The sequence below is a fragment of the Hungatella hominis genome (assembly GCF_014288005.1).
Taxonomy (GTDB): domain Bacteria; phylum Bacillota; class Clostridia; order Lachnospirales; family Lachnospiraceae; genus Hungatella; species Hungatella effluvii.
In genome coordinates, this window is sequence record NZ_JACOPB010000002.1 from 1 (window position 1) to 21,988 (window position 21,988).

At 49.9% G+C, this 21,988-nt stretch carries 18 protein-coding genes and 1 rRNA gene; 3 read left to right on the forward strand and 16 right to left on the reverse strand.

The genetic code is table 11. The features are described 5' to 3' along the window. The 6 genes from H8S75_RS04330 to H8S75_RS04355 form a co-directional block, all read right to left on the reverse strand. Positions 1–119, reverse strand: a 16S ribosomal RNA gene (locus H8S75_RS04330); the annotation flags it as partial. A gap of 638 nt (positions 120–757) precedes the next feature. Further along, on the reverse strand, positions 758–2,518 hold the full coding sequence (locus H8S75_RS04335) for a class I mannose-6-phosphate isomerase (RefSeq protein WP_187019654.1): 1,761 nt from the start codon (positions 2,516–2,518) through the stop codon (positions 758–760). Between the two features lie 81 nt (positions 2,519–2,599). Continuing rightward, positions 2,600–3,355 carry a GntR family transcriptional regulator gene (locus H8S75_RS04340; protein ID WP_187019656.1) on the reverse strand — a complete coding sequence of 252 codons (756 nt, stop codon included), beginning with the start codon at positions 3,353–3,355 and terminating at the stop codon, positions 2,600–2,602. Positions 3,356–3,383: 28 nt separating this feature from the next. Further along, positions 3,384–4,250, reverse strand: a complete 867-nt coding sequence (locus H8S75_RS04345) for an ROK family protein (protein ID WP_243270200.1) — start codon at positions 4,248–4,250, stop codon at positions 3,384–3,386. 308 nt (positions 4,251–4,558) lie between these two features. Further along, entirely contained in the window at positions 4,559–5,656 is a 1,098-nt protein-coding gene (locus H8S75_RS04350) for a slipin family protein (RefSeq protein ID WP_187019660.1), read from the reverse strand. 611 nt (positions 5,657–6,267) lie between these two features. Further along, positions 6,268–7,500, reverse strand: coding sequence for an RtcB family protein (locus H8S75_RS04355; protein ID WP_187019661.1), 1,233 nt, complete (start codon positions 7,498–7,500; stop codon positions 6,268–6,270). Between the two features lie 174 nt (positions 7,501–7,674). Here H8S75_RS04355 and H8S75_RS33280 point away from each other — a divergent pair, with 174 nt between their 5' ends. The 3 genes from H8S75_RS33280 to H8S75_RS04365 are packed head-to-tail and all read left to right on the forward strand — an operon-like array spanning position 7,675 to position 10,278. Then, entirely contained in the window at positions 7,675–7,860 is a 186-nt protein-coding gene (locus tag H8S75_RS33280; RefSeq protein ID WP_432764180.1) for a DUF6783 domain-containing protein, read from the forward strand. Next, the gene (locus H8S75_RS04360) at positions 7,857–9,272 is read left to right on the forward strand and encodes a WYL domain-containing protein (protein WP_187019663.1); all 1,416 of its coding nucleotides are present in this window, start codon (positions 7,857–7,859) and stop codon (positions 9,270–9,272) included. Before H8S75_RS33280 ends, H8S75_RS04360 begins: the two co-directional genes overlap by 4 nt. Then, on the forward strand, positions 9,262–10,278 hold the full coding sequence (locus H8S75_RS04365) for a WYL domain-containing protein (protein WP_187019664.1): 1,017 nt from the start codon (positions 9,262–9,264) through the stop codon (positions 10,276–10,278). Before H8S75_RS04360 ends, H8S75_RS04365 begins: the two co-directional genes overlap by 11 nt. A gap of 708 nt (positions 10,279–10,986) precedes the next feature. Here H8S75_RS04365 and H8S75_RS04370 read toward each other — a convergent pair. From H8S75_RS04370 to H8S75_RS04415, 10 genes are all read right to left on the reverse strand, one after another. Next, a complete protein-coding gene (locus H8S75_RS04370) occupies positions 10,987–12,525 on the reverse strand; it encodes a sensor histidine kinase (protein WP_002602207.1) in 1,539 nt (512 codons plus the stop codon). Then, entirely contained in the window at positions 12,522–13,199 is a 678-nt protein-coding gene (locus H8S75_RS04375) for a response regulator transcription factor (protein ID WP_187019666.1), read from the reverse strand. Before H8S75_RS04375 ends, H8S75_RS04370 begins: the two co-directional genes overlap by 4 nt. 101 nt (positions 13,200–13,300) lie before the next feature. Beyond that, entirely contained in the window at positions 13,301–14,533 is a 1,233-nt protein-coding gene (locus H8S75_RS04380) for an MFS transporter (protein ID WP_187019668.1), read from the reverse strand. Between the two features lie 69 nt (positions 14,534–14,602). Then, a complete protein-coding gene (locus tag H8S75_RS04385; protein WP_187019670.1) occupies positions 14,603–15,256 on the reverse strand; it encodes a TetR/AcrR family transcriptional regulator in 654 nt (217 codons plus the stop codon). A gap of 95 nt (positions 15,257–15,351) precedes the next feature. Further along, positions 15,352–16,200, reverse strand: a complete 849-nt coding sequence (locus H8S75_RS04390) for an HAD-IIA family hydrolase (protein WP_187019672.1) — start codon at positions 16,198–16,200, stop codon at positions 15,352–15,354. Positions 16,201–16,240: 40 nt separating this feature from the next. Beyond that, entirely contained in the window at positions 16,241–16,969 is a 729-nt protein-coding gene (locus tag H8S75_RS04395; protein WP_187019674.1) for a glycerophosphodiester phosphodiesterase, read from the reverse strand. After that, on the reverse strand, positions 16,969–18,693 hold the full coding sequence (locus tag H8S75_RS04400) for a glycoside hydrolase family 2 protein (RefSeq protein WP_187019676.1): 1,725 nt from the start codon (positions 18,691–18,693) through the stop codon (positions 16,969–16,971). The genes H8S75_RS04395 and H8S75_RS04400 overlap by 1 nt, the downstream gene beginning before the upstream one ends. Before the next feature lie 16 nt (positions 18,694–18,709). Next, positions 18,710–19,540, reverse strand: a complete 831-nt coding sequence (locus tag H8S75_RS04405; RefSeq protein ID WP_025531175.1) for a carbohydrate ABC transporter permease — start codon at positions 19,538–19,540, stop codon at positions 18,710–18,712. A gap of 12 nt (positions 19,541–19,552) precedes the next feature. Then, a complete protein-coding gene (locus H8S75_RS04410; RefSeq protein WP_187019677.1) occupies positions 19,553–20,446 on the reverse strand; it encodes a carbohydrate ABC transporter permease in 894 nt (297 codons plus the stop codon). Positions 20,447–20,574: 128 nt separating this feature from the next. After that, positions 20,575–21,924, reverse strand: coding sequence for an ABC transporter substrate-binding protein (locus H8S75_RS04415; protein ID WP_187019679.1), 1,350 nt, complete (start codon positions 21,922–21,924; stop codon positions 20,575–20,577). Positions 21,925–21,988 lie beyond the last annotated feature (64 nt).

Consider the following 21,988-nt stretch of genomic DNA (forward strand, 5'->3'; position numbering starts at 1 on the left):
CCGCCGCTAAGTCGATTTCAAATCCATCCGAAAACTTCATTGAAACCGCTTCGCTCGACTTGCATGTGTTAAGCACGCCGCCAGCGTTCATCCTGAGCCAGGATCGAACTCTCATGTTATAGTCTTCGACTTAACGAGGTATTTTCGAGTTTAGTCGAAACATACGACTCATTACTTAGTGAGGTTCTTTCGAACTTAGTAATGAGGTCGTTACCCCTTCGTTTGATCCGGGGTCAAAATCAACTAACTAGCTAATTTATTTCCCGTTTTACTTGTTGTTTGGTTCGTATACAATAATTGTATTCGTTCTGAATTTTCTCATTCAAAGCCATCAAACAATGGCTTATTTTATTAGAATTTTCAGGGTTTTACATACTGTTCAATCTTCTGTTTTCAAAGTGCGTTTGCTGTCGATCTATGTCAGCAGCAACTTTTATATCTTATCACAGTGATTTGTTTTTGTCAACCACTTTTTTCATTTTCTTCAAAACTTTCTCAGCGGTTCAGCTGGAAGATTTTTGGAAAAGTTTGCCGCCGTTTTCAGCGGCGAGGTATATCATATCAAAGCAGCCGACAAAAGTCAACATGTTTTTTGAATTTTTTTGATATTTTTTATTATACCCTCAATTTTATGTTTTCATACACAATATATGGTGTTTATTTCTCTATGACACACAATACGCTCATCTTAATCACAGCAAAGGCCCGGGCAAAGCAGTGAATCTGCTGCTTAGCCGGGGCCCCTGCTTGTTATTCTCTATCGGCGTACCGATGCCACGACCATTTTTATCTCTCCGTCTTCCGGAACAATCCGGTAGCACTTTGCGGCAGCCGGCACAATGGCAGTCTCCGCATAATGAATCTCAAATGGCTCAAAACTGCCATCCATGCTTTCAATGCGGGCGCATCTGCCGTCTACCAGATTCATCACATGAACGGAATCGTCCATCTCAACTGAAGCAGCCTCGGTCAGCGTATAACGGCAGGTATCGATGAACTCCCGGTTGTGAAGTCCGGTGCGCTCCACCATTTTCCCCGATTCATTGGACAGTACCGTTTCCTGGTGTACAATGTTATCGTATATCCAGTCCGTGTCACGGTCCCACTGAATATTTTTTAAACCGTGCTCCACGTGAATCGGGCGCGGGATTCCGTCGAGTCCCACTCGGCCCCAGTCCCACAGCTTAAAGGTAAAGATATAGGGGGTGGCGCTGATCTCCAGCACCATGGTATTTTTGCCGGAGCAATGGATGGTTCCCGCCGGGATCAGAATATGATCGTGTTTCTTTACCGGTACCCGGTTCACATACTCTTCCGCCGGAAATGGAATTTCCCCCTTTTCCGCCCGTTTCAGATCACGGGCCATGGCGTCGCGGTCTACCCCATTTTTCACGCCTAAATAGACGTAAGTCTCTTCGTCCTCTGCCGCATCAAGAAGATAATAGCTCTCGTCCTGTGTGTAGTGCATTCCAAAGGAATCCTGAATATACTCCGTCAGCGGATGGACCTGAAGAGACAGATTGCCGCCTCCCATGGTATCCAGAAGGTCAAAACGAATGGGGAACTCCGCGCCAAAACGGCCGTGAACCCGTTCTCCCAGAAGCTCATGAGGACGATACATTACCAGGTCGATAGCTGGTATTTTTACGGTTATGTCTCCATATGTAAGATTCAGGCAATTTTCCTCGGGTACTCCGTCGAAACTCCACGCAAAATTCTCCTTCTCCGGATCCAGTCCGAAATTCTCCTGCATCCAGTGACCGCCCCATACGCCGGGATCGAAATACGGTTCCATTCTGAACGGCTCTGCGCTGACTTTTTCTAAGCCGCCGCGAAAAGCCTGGCCTGTTATCAGTTTGGGATTACCGGTTTCTTCGCTCTCCAGCACATAATCAAACTGATCATACCGCTCCTTCTTGTAACGGTCCGCCAGCCTCCACTCGATAAAAAAGGCCCGCTTATATTTTGTTAAAATGGGAGCATCTCTGTTGGTGCAGTGCCAGTTGGGCATTCCCTTCCGGTAGCGCAGCTGGATTTCCCATCTCGTTATGCCGCAGTAAACGTAAATATCGCCTCTGCTTATGAGACCGGCTCCTACGCCGGCGATCACCACCAGCCCTTCCTTCTGCGCTTCCAGCTCCGCTGCCGCCGCTTCCAGCTTGGCCGCGTCAAAGAAATCGGCCAGCTTCTTGTGGCAGATCACTCCGAATACGCGGTCTTCCGTGATGAAGTCATGAAACTCGCGGTTCAGTACTTCCTCTGATTTCGCATAGTCTTCCATATCCATGATTTTTGCTGGATTTAAGGAGAGCGCCAGCTCCATCAGTTCCTCTTTGGCGACACCGGGATAGAAATCCAGACAGAGAACCGCTCTTTTTTCCCGGCTCAGGATGTCCTCTGCCTTGCGGGTCAGCTCCGCCTTGACACCTGGGACGCCTTCCCACGCCTGATCCTCAAATCCTGGAATCACCTTTTTCGGATGCGGATCGTAATTGTTATATTTACCTGCGATATTCATGATATTGCCTCCCTGTTATTCATGGTAATTTCGTAACGATTCAGCCGTAAGGCAGCAAGATGATCCACGGCTGAATCGTTACTATAGATCGACTGTATATTTGTAACGGTTTCCCGGATAGTAGCAGACGGAGTATTCGAAGACCAGCCCATCCTTTCCGCCGTTATGCAGCTCGGGAAAGTCTTCTCCCGGCAGAAATGTCTGGCGGATCCGCTTAAATACCGGCATCTGAGCCTCTATTTCCAGGAATTTCTGAACCTCCGGAGAGGGCAGCGCCGCTTCCAGTGTGTCCCTTCCTTTTACAATTCTTATTTCATGGATTTCACTTAAATATTTGTACAGAGACTCCATATAATACTGGCTGTCCATAGGAAGCTCCACGATATCTCTCAGATACGTAACGGTATACACCAGCGGTTTCCCCTGGACACTGCGGACTCTGGTCAGGCAGTAGCACATCTCCGTTTTAGGAATCTGAAGCGCTGATGCCACGGTGGTACCCGGCATGACCTTCTCCATGCGGCAATAGGTGGTTTCCATAGTGATATTGTGCTGTTTCATCTCATCCGTAAAGCTGATGACGCTCTTCATGTGTTCGTCGATTTTCTCATAGATCACCTCTGTGCCGATTCCCCTGGAGCATTTGATATATCCGGCCTGGGACAGGGCCGCCATGGCCTGCCTGACCGTCACTCTCGAGACCTCATACTGATCCATCAGCATCTTTTCCGTCGGCAGAAAATCCCCCCGGTTATACTCTCCCCGCTCGATCTGCATCTTGATTATGGATTCCAGCTGCGAATAAAGTGGCGGCGCTCCCTTTTCATGATTTAACATATTCTGTCCCTCCTCATCTTCTGTTATCCTAATGGCTCATGGCAACAAACAGTCCCTGCATGGCTCTGGCCGAGGTCTCCGGTTCCAGGCAGACCGTCGTGTTCCGTTTTTCACATTCTTTTTTAAAGGCTTCCCCGAAATAGGGGAAGCTTTTTGAGATCTGCCCTCCGAGCACGACACAGTCCGGATGGAACGCATCCAGAAACGGACACATGCAGCGGTTTAATTCCTCACCAAATCTATGATATACCAGGAGCGCCTTCTCCTCCTGTTCCAGACACCGCTCATACAGCTCTTTTCCATTCAGCTCGGTTCCCGTAATCTCCCTGCTGATTTTTAAAAGTCCCCGAACGGAGAGATAATCATCAATGATGGAATCCCGGTAGGGCAGGTTATAGATCCAGCCATGATCAGGCACTCCCTCCGTCTTCTCTTTTATCACCTTTTTATTCTCTATAAATGCGGACCCGGTGCCCGTTCCAATGCAGAGGCACAGAAGCCGCCCCGCCTCCCGGCCTTCCCCGAACCAGCTTTCCCCCAGTGCAAACGCCTCCACATCGTGGAGAAAACAAAAAATTGTATCCTGAAGAAAGTCTGTCCGCTTTTTTATCTCTTCTTCTATAGAAATACCGTAAATAGAATCATATTTATCCAGTCCCTGCATCAGGCTGATACCCCGTTCATAATCGAACGGCCCTGGAAACGCCATGCCGATTCCATCGATGGAGACACCTTTCCATCGGCCCGCCATCTCCTTTATGATCATGGAAAAATGATCCAGGATCGCCTCTTGATCCGCCTTCGCATTGGAAGAAAAATGGCGGATCCCGCCCTGAATGGCGCCGTGTTCATCGAGTACGCCGGCCTTAATCTCTGTCCCGCCAACATCTAACATCAAATACATTTTTCCTGCTGCCGCCTTTCCAAAAGTTATAACATTATAATATTATAATTCAAACGTAAAAACAAGTCTTTTCCCAGCGTCTCTGTATTTTTGTTAATACTGATCAAAAGGTATTGTGCACTTGTTACAAGAACGAAGTCAGACTGCACGTTTCAGCGCAAAGTGCGCATACCAGGGAAAGCGGCTGTCCTGCAATCAATTTCCCGGTTGCAGGACAGCCGCCTTCACGGTGTGTCCGATATGAAGTTAAATTCCTAGTGCCGCCCGGCGAATTTACGCAGTGCGGCACTAGTCTATTATTACGTTCCCATCAGTTCTCTGAGCTGCTGAATCAGAGTTCCGCTGCCTGCCACGGATATATTTCCAACCTGAGTACAGATTCTCTCCAGGCATTCCAATTCCTTTAACTTGTAAAGCGTCTTGTTCTCATCCATCAGTTTCGCGGTGTTTAACAGTGACCGTGTGGAGGCGACCTCCTCGCGCCGCGTGATGACATTGGCCTGCGCTCTCTTTTCCGCGATCAGTACCGTGTTCATGATGTCCCGAATCTCCCCCGGAAGAATAATATCCTTGATTCCGATGGTCTGAACCTCCACGCAGTACTGCTCCTGCTCTTCCCTCATCCGCTGTGCCAGAAAACCGGATATGACCTCCTTCTGTTCCAGTATCTCATCCAGGCGGTAACGCCCCACATACTCCCGTACAATCAGCTGGATACGGGTATAAAGCTGATTTTCCACACCCTTGATGGTCTCCACCAGCCGCTTCGGATCTGCGATCCGGTATGTAGCAGTTAAATTCAGCCGGATTCCCACACGGTCAGCCGTCAGGATCTCCTGGCCGCTGATCTCCAGTTCCTTCATTTTTAAATCCACAATACGGCATAAGACATCACGGGCGTACAGCCAGTAATAATACGTTCCGGGTCCCAGCTCATCCGTCAGAATATTATCCTGGTACAACAGTCCCATCTCTCCCGGAAGAATCTCAATCTTTTTATAATACTGCTGGGCGATCAGACGCAGAAGGTTCTTTTCCACGTTCCGGTCCATGACCGGCTCCCTCATGTCGATGAAACGCAGCTCACACGGTTCCCATACATTCCAGTAAGCAGCCTCGCGGTCTGTTACAACAGCGCTCGCCGCATGGTTAATATACAGGATTCCCAGCTGCCCCTCCGGTACCTCCACCATCGTGACACGGCTCATAAACGCGGCATCTTCTTTTAAAACCTTTAAGGGGACTTCCTTAAATCCCACTCTCCCACGCATCTCTTCTATAATCACCTTATATCCCATGCAGGCCGGATAGTGGTACGTTCCGGCAAATATCATTTTCTCATAACAGCCATTTTTCATAACGAAACCGCACTGGGTCTGATTTACATTAATACGCATATACCTTCCCTCTTTTCTATTTTTATAATCCACTTTACGCTGGTGAACATCGCCATTTCGCGCGGGCGGACTTTTCTTTACACGGGTTGAAACACCGGACCACCGCACAAAAAAGCGGGATGGACTTTGGCAGATTCTTCATTCGCCGTGACCGGGCCGGCAGCGGGCTGCGGCATATGACTCACCACCTCCGCCTGTTCGGCCGATCAGGGCATAACTCGAAATCTGCGGTAGCCGCCTCATCGCATGGCTCTTTTCATGCTGGCCGCAGGACTAAAATACGATCCTCAGCCTGGCAGTCCGGCCTTCTCCCCATCTTTTAGGGGACACTAAAAAGGTGTCTAATGATTGCTATACCAACTTAGCTACTGCCTGAATCAGGCAGACGGGATTCGAACCCGCGACACATCATCCTCCGATGGCAGTTGCCTGCCGTTTCGGCGCTATCATATATAATTCCTCGCCCTTGCGGACGATGGAATTCACTGCGGCATACCGTACTGCAGAGCAGCCGGCACCATCTGGCTTTTACGCCATGATTTCTGCAGCTATGATTAATTTCTTTCCGGCGTAATGCAGTTCTAGTACAGCTTTGCATTAATAACGCAGTACTAGCCTTTCACCACGCCGACCGTCTTCAGCTTTTTGACCGGAACGACCAAATCTTTCTGCTGATCCATCACATGGTCAATGTCTTTGTAGGCGAAGCGGCTTTCCTCCGCCACATCGGATTTGTTCATTTTCCCGAGGACGACGCCCTGGGCTTTTAAATCATTAATGACTTCCTCGCAGGAGAATTTCTCCATCGCGGCCTTTCTGGAATAGGCCCTTCCCGCCCCGTGGGACGAGCTCTCGAAGCTCTCCGGGTTTCCTTTTCCCATGACGACATAGCTGTAGGAACCCATGGCACCCGGGATCACGGCCAACTCACCGTTACCGGCTCTGGTGGCGCCCTTCCGGTGCACCCATACCTCTTTCCCGTAATGGGTCTCCAAAGAAGCGTAATTATGGTGACAATTGATCTGCTCGGTAAATTCCATGGTCGTATCCAGGTACTTTTCCACCTTCTGAGCCACAATCTCCAAAGTTTTCTCCATCATGCGCTTTCTGTTTTCAAACGCGTATTCCAGCGCCAGGTTCATCCACAGGATATAGTCCTGTCCCTCCGCGCTGTCCACAGGAAGGAACGCCAAACGGTACGAATCCGGAACAGCGCTGTGCCACGCGGTATTTAATACTCTCGCTCTGTTGTGGAAATGGTCACAGATTTCCTTTCCAAAATGGCGGCTTCCGGAGTGTATCATGATCCCCAGATACCCATCCTGATCTTCCTGAAGCTCGATAAAATGGTTGCCGCCTCCCAGCGTACCGATCTGGTAAAAGGCATCCTCAATTAACGGAAACAGCGTCTCATTCTTCTCATAATCGGCTGCATGCGCCAGGCACCGGTCCAATACCTCCGATTCCTGTCTCTTCTTATAAGAGTTATAGCCAACCGGAATATTTCTCATGATCTCTCCGGTAATGGCCTGGAACATGGTTCCATTGCCGGTCATAATCGGTTTAAGATCTTCTGCTTTTATATTGGTAGAGACAAAATTCATTCCGCAGCCGATATCGACGCCCACTGCATTTGGAATGATGACGCCGTCCGCAGCGATGACTCCGCCGATCGGCATTCCTTTTCCCTGGTGAGTATCCGGCATCAGGCACGCCCATTTATGGATAAATGGAAGCTGCGCTAAATGGCGCGCCTGCTCCAGGCATCCTTCCTCAACCTCTTCTATATTTTCCAGCCAGATTCTCACCGGCTTATTCATCTGCTCTTCTTTCCATGTAAACATAATCTCATTCCCCATTTCCTGTTCTTTGTTCTCTGTTGTGACTTTATCTTACCAGCATTTACCGGAGGAATCATTTAAAAAAGGGTGCGAACCTGGTGACAGCAGGAAAAATTGGAAGTATAATCAAATTTAACAGCTGTTACAAGGGCATGTTTGAAAATTTCTTTCTGTCAGATGTGCGTCACATTTTGTGGGAACGTTGTCCCGAATGAGCGCAGCGTAGTGGGCTACGTTAAGCGAATACGGGGCAACGCTCCCGCGAAATGGGGCGTGCAGATGGCAGGAATGAATTTTCAAACATGCCCAGAGCCCGGCGGAGCGGCAAAAGAAGAAGTCCAGAAGGAAGTGAAGATACCATGAAAGAATTTTCAGAGCTTGTGAAACGGTTCGACCGGATCCGTACCTATGTGCGGGATTTTTACGTATATGGGTTTAAGACCCGGGAGGACTACAGCGATGGCAGCGGCCGGACCTACGACAACGAGCGCCGCAGGATCGAAAGCTGGTTTTCTCCCTATATTCACAGCGAGTACAACGAGGAACGGAAGAAAACGGTGGCCATCATCGCCCACAGCAACCGGATCGCCGTCAACCCGCTGTTTTCCGCCTGGAAATCGAAGAGCTTTACCTCCAATGACATCATGCTGCATTTCTTGATTCTGGATTTTCTCGCAGACGGCGGATTCCACACGGCAGATGAGACGGCAGACGAGCTCCAGAGCCGGTACGGAGTCCTCTTTGACTCCCAGACTGTTCGAAAAAAGCTGGTGGAGTACGAGTCTTTGGGAATTTTAACTGCGAAGAAGGAAGGGCGAAGGCTGCTTTACGGAAAGCGTGAGAATCGTTGTGAGGAAAATACCTCGAATCTGAGTTCCATGGATTGGCTGGAAAAGATGACCGGTTCCCCCAGATTCCTTGATATGGTCAGTTTCTATCAGGGAAGTGCCGCCTTCGGATTTATCGGCAGCACCATACTGGATAATCTTCAGAAGGAAAATACCGTATTCCGTCTCAAACACGACTTTCTGGTCCATACGCTGGAGGACGAGATTCTCCTGGAGCTCCTGCGCGCCATGAGGGAACGAAAAGAAATCCAGTTGGAAAATAAGAGCGCAAAGACAGGCCGGACCGAACAGGTGGAAGGGACTCCTTTAAAGATTCTGGTGAGTACCCAGACCGGCCGGCGCTACGTCATCGTTCATCAGACAAAATCAAAACGTTTCTCCAGCTTCAGGCTGGACTATCTCCTGTCGGTGACGCGCTTAGAGTCAGGGGGAGATGACGGGGAAGCCCGTTACGAACAGCACAAAAAGGATCTGGAAAAGAATCTTTTTAAGACATGGGGCGTTTCCTTTGGTGACGGCCGGAAAAAGGAAAGTCCCCCTCTCCGGCGTCCGGCGGAACGAACTGCACGGATGGAGTCGATTTCTTTTACGCTGTCTCTGGATGAAGAGCGGGAGGCTCACATTATCGGGCGTCTGGAACGGGAGGGCCGCGGCGGTACCATAACGCGGTTGGATCACGGTGTCTGGAGCTACACGCGGGAGTGTTTTGACTGCAACGAGATGATGCCGTGGGTCAAAACATTTACAGGACGGATTCTCTCCTTCTCCTGCTCCAATTCCATGATTGAAAAGAAATTCTTCCGGGATATGGATCGCATGGCGAAGATGTATGCGGAAAGTCCCCCTCATTTACGTTCAGCGGAATGGTCGGAAAGTCCCCCTCACTTACTCTCGGCGGAATCGGAGGTGAACAAGGATGGAATCTGAACTGTTTTCTGAAATCTATAACTGTTACTTTCTGGTCGTCCGGCGAATTCTGGACGAGGCCGCAGAACACGGGCTGTCAGAAAGCGACTTAAACTGTATTGCGGATACATACGGCTATGAGGAAAGTGCCCTTGCCATCGTCCCGAAGCTGGTGAGCGGGGAATGGAATTTACTCGTCAAGTCGCCGGAGGGGCCGTCCGGCAAGCCGCTCTTTTACTCCCGGGTAAAGGCACCGGAGCCGCTGCCGCTGACCGGGCTCCAGCGTTCCTGGCTGAAAGCCGTCTCCGCTGATCCCAGATTTCGCCTGTTTTTTACTGATGAGGAGTGCTGGAAGCTGGATCTTTCGTTAAGAAATGTTCAGCCGTTGTTTTATCCGGAGGACTTTTCTTATTTTGACCAGTATTCCGACGGAGACGGGTATGAACTCGATTCATACCGGGAGCATTTTCAAGCGGTTCTGGAAGGGATCCGGGAGAACCGGATCCTGGCCATCGATTACTTTTCGGCAAAAAACCACTTAACTACATTCCGATACCTTCCCTGCCGGCTCGAATACTCTGCCAGGGACGACAAATTCCGTCTCATGGCAGTCCGGGTTCGGAAGGATGACAGCTTAAGCCGTCTGACTATCCTGAATCTGTCGCGGATCATGCGGATTAAAGATACTGGAAAATCCCTGGAGATTCGGCCCGATATCGATGCCTGCTTAGAACACTCCCTCTGCCGGGAACCTGTGGTCCTGGAAATATCCAATGAGCGCAATGCGCTGGAACGGACCATGCTTCATTTCGCCTGCTACAAGAAACGGACGGAAAAGCTGGGTGACTCCGGTAAGTACCTCTGCCGGATCTATTACAGCAGAGATGTGGAGACGGAGCTGTTGATACAGATTCTCTCCTTCGGACCGGTGGTAAAGGTGCTGGGGCCGGAAAGCTTTCTGAAACAGGTGAAGGAACGGGTGGAGAGGCAGCAGCGGCTGTTTGCGAAAGACTGCAGTAACCCGTAATAAAATTTTACGCGTTGCGGACAAGATGACAGCACTTACTTTATCTTGTCAGGACAGGAAGATCACTCCCGGCTAAACGGCCGCAGCCAGCGAAGCTTGTATTTCGGAAGCTTCAACCAGAAACATTGTCAAAAGCTAAATTTAAAAAGGGGCTTGAAAAAAACAAGCCCCCAGTGTATAATTTACTTAGAAGTAATCAAAGAGACAGTCGTTCGTCTGATGATTACGCTTCAGATATCTGGTGTAATTTTTAGTTACACAGCTATCCTCTACTGCAATAGAGGATAGCTATTTTCTATTCTGATGAATCTCTATGTAAGTCAGTGCTGCAAATATCACCAGCACTAATGTCAACACTTCAAGTGTATTCATATTACATTTCCCCCTTCGCCCATTCTCGCGAAAGCAGCAAACCGGATTCTCATAACAGCATTGCCATCCGGCCGCTGTCCGTGGTATATCCAGCTTCTGAGGGGAATCATCAAGCTATCCTCTGACTTCTATTCAATTATACAAATTTATTTTATCATATCGCGGATCACTTTACAACCATCATGCGTATTTATAACTCATATTATATGTCAGGCGGTGCCGCCATTCCACACCGCCTGACACTAGCATAACGTATCATAAGCCCTTGTGCATAGAGTGCCTGATGCGAATATCAGGCACTCTATGCACAAGGGCTTACAATACATTATACCAGATCTATCCCTGTTCCCTATAACAATCCAGCGTAAACCAGAACTCCACTCCGCCTTCCACATTTCTCACTCCGCAGGCCTTTCTGTGTGAGTCCATGATCGCCTTCACGATCGACAGCCCGATTCCGCTGCCGCCGTATTCCCTCGTATGAGACTTATCCACCTTATAGAACTTCGTCCACAGATTGGGGATATCCTCATCCGGGATATTATTTCCTGTATTAAATACCGTGACGAGAGCTTCCTCCCCGTTGTCTTCCACAGTGATGACGATCTTTTTCTCGCCGGCCAGATGGTTCAGCGCATTATTCAAATAGTTTGTCACTACCTCTTCGATCTTAAACTCATCCGCGCATACGTAGACCGGACCGCAGTCCTCTAAGTGCACCTCCGCTTCCTTCTGCTGAATCAGAATACCTGCGGACGTGATTACTCCGCGGACTAAGTCAGTTAAGTCAAACCGGTCCATGACCGGGGCGTCGTTGCCGGCCTCCAGCGCTGACAGGGTCAGGAGCTGGCGCACCATCTTATTCATCTTATTGGCCTCATCCATGATGACTTCACAGTAATAATCCCTGCTCTCCGGGTCCTCTGCCATCCCTTCCGTCAGGCCTTCCGCGTACCCCTGAATCAGCGCGATCGGCGTCTTCAGCTCATGGGACACGTTGGCTATGAAATCCTTACGCATCTCATCGACCTTGATCTTTTCCTCGATGTCCTGCTGCAGCTCCGTGTTGGCCGTTCTCAGCTGACCGATGGTCTCCTTAAGTGTATCGGACAGACGGTTCATGCTGTTCCCCAGCACACCGATCTCATCCTCCGCCTGGCCTGTGTATTTGGCGTCGAAATCCAGGTTGGACATCTTCTCCGACAGATTCGCAAGCTGGAGAATCGGGGAAGTGATCTTTTTCGTGGTAAAGTAAATAAACACACTTCCCACAAACAGCGCCGCGATTCCCACGTATGCCAGGAAACGGTTGGCCAGATCCACGCTCTCCCGGATACTGGCCAGCGGCGTGGACATCAGAAAGATGGTCGCATTATCCGAAAAATACCCCCAGCTCTCCAGATAATAAGAATCGGAGCGCTTGTCATACGTCTTCTGGATAAAATAATTGTCGTGGGTCTTTAAAATACTGACCTTGGGCATGTCCTTGCCAAAGATATACCCCTGAACCCGGCTGGACAAATAGTCGCGCTCCCCCGTATTGGAGATCAGAACCTGATCGGTGGCGCTGTCCATCAGCACGATGTTCATATTATATTTTTCACCGAGGACCCTGAACATCTGCTGGACCGGACCTTCATTTTCACGGTTCGGATCATAGGTGCTCTTAAAATACTCGAATATATCGGTGCCCTTTTTTTCGGTTTCCGTAACGATCCGGTCGATTCCGTTGTATGCCTTTTCCAGTGTGGCTACCTTGTCCATGGTATAAAAGCTTTCCAGAAACCAGTTGTTCACACACCAGGTAGCAATCAGCACGAATGCCATCAGCCCTACGAATACCATGGCAAACCGGGCTTTTATGGAATGTCTCATTCAGTCACCTCGAATTTATAGCCCATTCCCCAGATGGTCCTTATATAGTCCCCTTTCTCTCCCATCTTGCTCCGGAGCTTCTTTACATGGGTATCGATCGTCCTCGCATCTCCGAAGTAATCGTAATTCCACACATTATTAAGAATCTTCTCTCTCGAAAGGGCAATTCCCTGGTTCTCTACAAAATACGTCAGAAGCTCAAATTCCTTATAGCTCAAATCAATGTTCTGACCGTCGATCGTAACCTGATGCGCCGCCTTATCAATGCGGATTCCTCCGATCTCGATTAAGTCGGAAGAGACAGCGTTGCTTCTTCGTAAGATCGCTTCCACGCGCGCCACCAGAATCTTCGGGCTGAACGGCTTGGAAATGTATTCGTCCACACCCAGGTTGAAGCCCTGCAGCTCGTCGCGCTCCTCGCTTCTGGCCGTCAGCATAATGATCGGCACCTGGGAATATTTTCTGATCGTTCTGCATGTCTCCCAGCCATCCATCTTCGGCATCATCACATCCAGAATAATCAGTGCAATATCCTTCTGATCGAAAAACAGATCCACCGCCTCTTCACCGTTGGAAGCCTCGAGCACCGTAAATCCCTTAACACTCAAGAAATCCTTTACCAGCTTTCTCATTCTGGCCTCGTCATCTACTACTAATATCTTCAACTGTTCCATGATAACCTCCTGAACTGTAAGCCATTTTCTGATTATTATTGTAACAAAACGGCCGGATAAATTCTACATTTTCACAGAGATTTCACATAAAACAGCGGTATTTACGCCTCTGCGTTCCGTAATGTCCTCTTGGCCGCGTACGCCAGCATCATGCTGATCACGGTTCCAACCAAAACCACCACCCATGGACTGCCGGAAAACAGCTCAAAGAGTCCGCCGTACATCGCCTGGCCGATGGGCAGCGCACAGACGCAGATGGTGGATACGAATGCGCCGACTTTCCCCAGCATATGAACCGGCGTGCTCTTCTGAATAAAGGTCTGCGCCGCAATGGTAAATAACGCAGCGAAGCCCATTCCGATCATAACAGAAAAAAGAAGAACCGCATAAATCATCTTCCCAGGAGCCTGGAACAGCAGAATCAGAATCACCGGTATCAAAAGCAGCGGCGTCCCCAACAGGAAATAGTGGGAATGCTTAAATGGAATCTTCTTCCCTGCCAGACCGGATACCAGCCCCCCTAGAATCGAGCCCATCCCCATGGCCGCCTCGGCAAATCCATAAGCCTGCGCCGACATACCTAAATATATTTTAACCAGATACGGCAGACCTATGATAAAGAGGGCAGATAAGAAGAGATTGATTCCTGCAACCACGATGAGCAGCTTAAAAAGACAGGTATTTTCCCGGATTAAGTAAGTGACGGCTCCCTTTAAATCGAGAAGTGCCATACGCACCGGTGATCCATCGGCCTCTCTCTTTTCGTGAGGGATACGCAGAAACAGCTCCATCACCGCCGATAAGAAAAAGCAGACCGCGCTGGCCGCAAGTATGGGCTTCACGCCCCCAATCCCGTACAGCATCCCGGCCAGGATCGGCCCCAGCAGGCCTGCAAGCGCCTGGACCTGCATCACAATCCCGTTAGCCGCCATCAATTCCTCCTGGGAAGCCAGAAGCGGGATGCTGGCCTGAACAGACGGCTGGTAAAATGCCTGGATCAGAGTCAGCAGAATCATAAAGATCGTGACAGCGGCCAGATTCCCCGCACTCCCATAAACCGCATTATAAAACACGATCAGTCCGGCCGTTACAAAATCCAGAATCGTCATGATCTTCTGCTTCGGAAGACGGTCCGCCAAAACACCGCCGAACGGTGACAGCAGCACCGTGGGAATCATGGATACGGCCAGAATGGTGCCAAACACCGCAGCCGATCCCGTAACCTCCAGAACATACAGTGACAGTGAAAAACGCAGAATCGCATTGCCGAACAGCGAAATAATCTGTCCCAGAATCATAATCGTAAAATCTCGTTGAAACAGGCGTGAATTCATATTTTTTATATTCTCCTTATTTTTAATACCGACGGTTGGTATGTATAACTGTAAAAAGGAAGGGTGGGATTACGCCCACCCTGGCTGTTCTTTTATTACCTCATCAAAATAACAGATAAAAGCTTCCTTTATGCGGTCATCGATAACCGGAATGCCCATCTTCTCACAGAATTCCTGGTAATAATCGACCTTTACAAGAAAATCCTCTCTGTTTTCCGCGTACATGCCCACCCACACATTCATCAGAATCATCATCATCTCAGACAGTTCCTTGGGCCGTGTGGCAGAAATGGAGCCATCCCGGATTCCCTCCTCGATCAGATCTGCGATAAACGGCGCAGAATCATGTATGGTGGAATCCAGAATCAGGGTACGGAGCCTCGGATTATCCCTGTTGGTATACGGCATCAGCTTATCCAGCTCAAATTTTTTCTTATCCGTAAACAGATAATAAAATATCTCCTTCAGCTTTTCCAGGCCATTTAAGGATGGGTCCAGCCGAATATCCATAAACCACCCGGCCTCGTCGTAGTAGACATCGGTCAGCCGGTCCATAATCTCTTCCTTTGACTTAAAGTGGTGGTAGACTGCTCCCTTCGACATTCCCAGTGCACTTACAATATCCTGGATCGTCGTATGCTCATACCCCTTCTCCCGGAACAATGTGCGGGACACATCCAGGATCTTCTGAACAGTCTCCTCCGGATACTTATTACGTGCCATAATCTCCCCTCCTTTTACATACATACCGTCGGTATGTTTATAATAGCAGAAGCAGATTTAAATGTCAAGTCCAGCTTTCTGGCAGTATGCCGCTCTCAATCTTCCCGATGAGTCCTCAGCAGCTCCCCCATCTCCTTCAAGGAAAGATACACGCCATCCGGGACGACCTCCGCCCCCTCCAGATCCCCCCTCTTCGTTTCCCCGGTCAGCACCAGCATTCCCATGGCGCCATTGTTCACACCGGTGGCCACGTCTGTGTACAGGCGGTCGCCCACGAAGGCGATACGATCCCTGTCCACGCCTGTTTTCTTCAAGATCATTTCCACGGTCTCGGGGAAAGGCTTACCGACGTATCTCGGCTGCTTTCCCGTAGACAGGGAGATGGCCGCGCAGAATGCGCCGCAGTCCGGGATAAAGCCTTCTTCCGTAGGGCAGTTGATATCCAGATGGGTTGCCAGGAATTCAGCTCCGTTCCTGATATAGGTACACGCCCGCTCCAGCTTTTCGTAGGTCAGGGTCAGATCGAAACCGATTACCACCACGTCCGGCATCTCCTGCGTCAGACGGATTCCCTCCTCCCGAAAGCTCTCCTCCAGAGCCGGTGTGCCGACCAGATACACGGAGCAGTCCGCATAGCCGCTCTTTAAGTACTGGATCATCACATCTCCGGAGGTCATAATCTGCTCCCGGCCGATTATGCAGTTCATCCCCTTCAGTTTTTCAAGATAGGCCTTCGGTGATTTTGAAGAATTGTTCGTAAAAAACAGGTATCTGCGCCCCGTTTCCTCCACGGTCTTTAAAAAGTCAAGCGCTCCATCCAGAATCCGGTCACCCAGATAAAAGGTTCCATCCATGTCCAGGACAAATAATTCTGTTTTATTAAGCAATTCTGTTTTATTAAGCAATTCAGTTTTTTCAAGCAGTGCAGTTCTCTGTTCCTTCAACGACTTATTTCCGCCTTCCCTGTATGTAAAGTAATCTTCCCTATTTCTGCATTGCCTGCTGCCAGGCGCGGCAGATACCCGGAAAATTCGTAATCGCCCCGCTGCAGTTCAAGTCGCCCAGCCTTTCCAGCAGAGCCATATCATTGATGGTCCAGGCATTGATTTTGATCCCATGGCGGGCGCAGCTCTCCGCCACGGCGCCGGTCAGCTTCGCTCCGTTGGGGTGGTAACACTCAAAGCCGTACTGGCTGCAGTAATATCCCGCGTTGCCCAGTTCGTCGTCCACCAGTATTCCGCACGCTATATCCGGTTCCAGCTCCTTCGCTTTTAACAGGGACACGTGGTTGAAGGACGAGAACATCACCTTCTCTTCCAGATGATACTTTCTCAAAAGGTCTATCGTCTTTTCTTCCAGCCCCTCATAATAGTAAATGCTGGTTTTAAACTCGATATTAGTGGTCACAGGCTCATCCTTCACCCAGATGCAGTACTCCTCAAACGTGGGAACCGCCATCCTGTCGTACCTTCCGTCCCAGCATTTGGCCGCGTTAAACTGCTTTAATTCCTCGTATGTATAATCACGGACATAGCCGGCGCCGTCCGTGGTCCGGTCGATCCGCTCATCGTGAAGGACCACCACCACATCATCCTTTGTCAGCTGGATATCCAGCTCAATCTCATCACATCCGGCCTCCACCGCCTTCTGAAACGCCAGCATCGTATTCTCGGGATACCTTCCGCTGTATCCCCGGTGTGCAACTACTTTCATTACCGGTTCCTCCTGTCATTGATTTCCTTAATTTTTTCCGGGTCAAATTTATACTGATGGGTGCTTGTCAGAAGGCCGTTGGTCTCCTGTTCCACATCAGTCAGCTGCGTATAACAGTATCCGCAGATCAAGTCTGAATCGTAGACCGCGTCAAGAATCCTGCTGTATTCCTTTAAGAATTCCGACCGTCCGATCGCCGTATAGCCCCAGCCGCTCTCGTCCTCCGAGACAGCGATTCCGCCGAACTCAGTCAGCACCACCGGCTGCTTCTGATAGGAATGACCCTTTGCAAACAACCGTTTTTCCACAATCTTAGGCAGCACGTCGATCTCTTTTAAACAATTTTTATATAATTCCTGCTGCTTCTGGTCGTCCTCTCTTCCGTGCTGGTAGGAGTGAACCGCACAGATATCTGTATCCGTCATCTCCCAGCCGTCATTGGAGATCACCAGGCGGGTGGAATCCAGGCTGCGGGCCATATAATAGAGGGATTTTGAAAAGCTCTGCTGCTCCTGATTCTCGTAGATGCCGGGGACGCCCCAGCTCTCATTCAGCATCCCCCACACAATGATGCTGGGATGATTGTAATCCCTGCGGATCACATCCATCCACTCTCTCATAAAGGCACAGGCCCCCTCCGGCGTATAGACCCAGAAGCTGGCCATCGCCTCCCACACCAGAAATCCCAGATGGTCCGCCCAGTATAAGAATCTGGGATCTTCCACCTTTTCATGCTTCCTGCACCCATTAAAACCCATGGCCTTGGACATCAGGATATCATTTTTGTAATCCTCATCGGACGGCGCCGTGATCAGGCTCTCCTCCCAGTACCCCTGGTCTAAGAGAAGCTTCTGATAGTAGGGCTGGTTGTTTAGATAGATTCTTCCGCCTTCGATCCGGACCTTCCGCATGCCGAAATAGCTTTCCACCCGGTCGGTCACCTCCGTGCCGTTTTTAAGCTCCATGGTGACCTCATAGAGATTGGGATTTTCCGGAGACCAGTATGCTCCCACAAAATGAAAGGAACCGTTTAACGCCTTCTTCTGAAATACATCCACCGTGATGGTGCTGCACAACTCGCGGCACCACACGGTACCTTTAAAAACAGGCTTTTCCTCCCGGCAGATGGTGATCATCGCCTCGCACGGAAGCGCAGTCCCCTGCTCCAGCCGGTAGTCAATCTTCACCGTACCTTCATCGATGTCCGGCGTGAAGCGAATCCAGGAAAACCGCGACGCGGACACCGGCTCCAGCCATACCGTCTGCCAGATTCCAGTGCTGGGTGTATACCAGATAAAGCTGGATTCATCCTCCCAGTACTGTTTTCCCCTGGCGATCTGCTCATCCTTCAGCCAGTCTTCCACCTCCACGCGGATGCACTCTTCCCCCCAGTTCAGGCAGTGGGTCACATCAAAGCTGAAAGGCGTCTGGCCTCCGGAATGGGTCCCGACGCACTGCCCGTTGACCCACACCCGGCAAAAGTAATCGACCGCACCGAAATTCAGCAGCACCGACCGCCCTTTCCAGGTATCCGGCACGAAAAAGGTCCGTTCATACACGACGGCATCCTCACGAATCCGCTCACCGATCCCGCTCTTTCTGCACTGGCATACGTATGGCACCTCGATCGTTCTCTTTTCTCCGCCCAGATAAAAATCCCAGGCCCCATTTAAATTTACCCATTCACTCCTCACAAAATCAGGACGCGGATACTCATCTCTCATACTTAATCCTCCAAGCTTATTTGATACCCGACTGTGTAAATCCTTTAACGACATACTTATTGGCAAACATAAAAATAATCAGGACAGGCACCACCGATACGAGGGTCGATGCCATCATAAGGCCGGGGTTCGTATAATTTTCCCCCAGGACCAGCGCGGCGATTCCCAGTGTCACAGTCCGGTTCTCCTGCTTGTTGACCACCAGCGACGGCCAGAGGTAGCTGTTATAGAGTCCGAGAAATGTGATAAAGGCCTGTGTGATCACCACCGGCTTCACCGACGGAAGAACGATGTGCCACAGCACCTGGAAGACATTGGCGCCTTCCACCAGCCCGGCCTCCTCCAGCTCCTTCGGGAACGCCAGCAGGAAGTTATAGATCAGATAGATACACATAACGCCGGAGCCGGAGGGTAAGATCAGCGGCAGCAGCGAATTGAGCATATTAATCTGCTTGAAGATATAAAACAATGGGAAAAATGTCACGATCTCCGGAATTGCCATCGCCCATACAAGCCCCACCACGATGAACCGCTTTCCGGGAACCGGAAGACGCGCCAGCGCGTAAGCCGCGAGAACGCTGGTCGTAATTCTCAATATCGTACCGCTGACCGTCACCACCGCCGTATTCATCAGCCATTTAAAGATCGGCGCCGTGGAGGTGCTGGCAAACAAATCCCTGTAATTCTGCAGCGTCCATGTATGGGGCAGCAGTGTAGAAGAGGTCATCGCCTCCGCCAGGCCCTTAAAGCTGGTAAACAGCATGAAGAGCAGCGGCAGCAGAAACGCGTATGCGATCACGCAGGCACACATGACCAGCAAAATCCGGTTAAAATATTTCTTTTTCATCTTGCCGCCCTCCTATTTTAAATTATCTTTCTCTTTGGTCAGGTAATACTGTCCGACAGAGCAGAGGATGATGACCACTCCCATGAGAATCGTCATCGCACTTCCCACGCCCAGATCGTTGCGGTCCATGATCGTAGAGGTGATCATCATGATCAGGGGCTTCGTAGTCTCTCCCGGCCCGCCCTTCGTCATCAGCCTTGGCTGGCCGTAGACGTTGAAGGAAGCGATGATTGTCGTCATCAGGACAAAGAAAAACACGTTTTTGATATTTGGCAGAATGATGTATCGGAGCTGTACCCAGAATCCTGCGCCATCCATGGCGGAGGCCTCGTACAGATTGGTGTCAATTTCATTGAGTGCGTTGACAAACAGCATCATATTGTAGCCGATCGTCCACCAGACCGTGGCTACCGTCAGCGCCACCCATACAAATGGCTGCTGCTCCATCCAGGGAATCGGTGACTTAATGATTCCCATGCTGAGCAGCATGTTGTTAAAATAACCGCCGTTTCCCTTCATCAGCCATACGAACACCGCCGCCACAGCGGTTACGGAAACGGAATAGGATGCAAAATAAATCGTCCGGAAAATCCCCTTCATCCGTTCCGGCAGCCGGTCCAGCAGAAGCGCCAGAAACAGGCTTCCAAACACCAGAAACGGAGTGGTGAGCACGACGAATATTACCGTATTGCTCAATCCCTGAATAAATGATTTGTGGTACATGGATGAGGAAAATAAAATCTTGATGTAGTTCGCGAATCCCACGAACCCTTTGTTTCCCTGAATCAGACTGTATTTTGTTACGCTCATCGCGATACCGTATACAAATGGGATCAGCCAGAACAGTAGAAAAAACAGTAGAAAGGGAATGATAAACAGCACTGCCGTGCCTTTTCTTTTCTTCATGATAACCTCCCGTCTGCTGCCCTGCAGCTTGCGTCAGAAATATTGCTGCTCCCCCGCGGGAACAGCGACTCAGAAAGGGCTGCCGCACTCATATTCTTAAAAAGCGGCAGCCCCTCATGGTTTAACGATTATAATTCAGATAATTCTGTCGCAATCTCCGTTGCGTTCTTCAGCTCCTCCATCAAATCCTCTTTCTTTAAATCAGGAGTCTGGATTACCATGGACCATACGGTTGTATTGACGTATTTCACCTGTTCCCTGATATTGTAGATGGCCGGAAGAATCATGGCGTAATCAAAGATCTGATAGTTTACATTGGCAACCGGATACTTCTCTGGAGACTGTTTTACCAGTTCCATGGTCTTTAAATGAATCGGAGCCTGACCGGAATCTGCCCAGTTTAACATGATCTCCGGCTGGTATGCGAATTTCATAAATGCTGCGATTCCGTCAATCTTCTTCTCGTCTGTCACCTTTGCAGATACGCCGAAGGTATGGCCGCCGGCCGGAACCACTTTCGTGTCACCGTACAGCTGCGGAAGTGTGCCGATTCCCAGATTGTCGCCCAGAACTTCTTTGGCAGCCGTGTAATTCCACGGTCCCGTCAGAGCTGTAGCTGCGCTGACATTGGTGTTGTCCTTGGATTCTTTGATAAAGGTGTTGAAATGGTCGTTGTCGCCTAAGCCGGCCGCGCTGATATGATCCTTATAGATCAGGTCATGAATCTTCATAAATGCGTCTGCGATCTCATCGGTGTCCATCTTGATGTGCTCGCCTTCCACCCAGTTGCATCCGGACTGGCCGAGAGCCGTCATCCATGCCCACTGATGGTCGCCGGTAAGCGGGATCGACATCGGGTAGATTCCTGAATTTTCAGAATCCAGCTGATCGCGCAGTGCCTTCATATCGTCGTACGTCTTCGGTATTTCTTTTACGTATTCTTTATTGTAGTAGAAGGTCTCTGCGTATAAGTCTAACGGGAAAGCAAAAATTCCGTCGTCGTACTTGGCATACGTCTGGGTAATCGGATGCCAGTCATTCTCAAAGGACAGCCCCGCCTTCTCATAGATGTCAGATACTTCTCTTAAAAGGCCCAGCGCGTGATACGTGGAAATCCAGTCCGCATGGATAATCAGCATGTCGAAATCATCCGATTTGAACTTCGTGTAATGGTCTGCATCCTGAAGCTGCTCGATAAAGTACTGATCCTGGGACTCATTAAACGCATCCACAATCTTGGTCATAAACGGACCGTCGCCGCCGGTAAAGCCGTTGATAAACGTAATCGTCGTCTTTTCCCCCGCCGGCTGTGCCGCAGTCGTCTCCTCCGCTTTGGCCTCGGCCGTTGTCTCCGCCTTGGTCTCCGCCGGTTCCGCCGCTTTCGTCGCCGGTGCTGTTCCTCCGCCGCCGCATCCTGCTAACGACAGAGTCATAACCGCCGCCATTGTCAGTGACATCATTTTCTTCATTTTTCTCATTTCTCCCTCTCCTTTTCTTTTTTATTCCTACTTGATTTTTAACCCAACTTTAATTACAATAAAT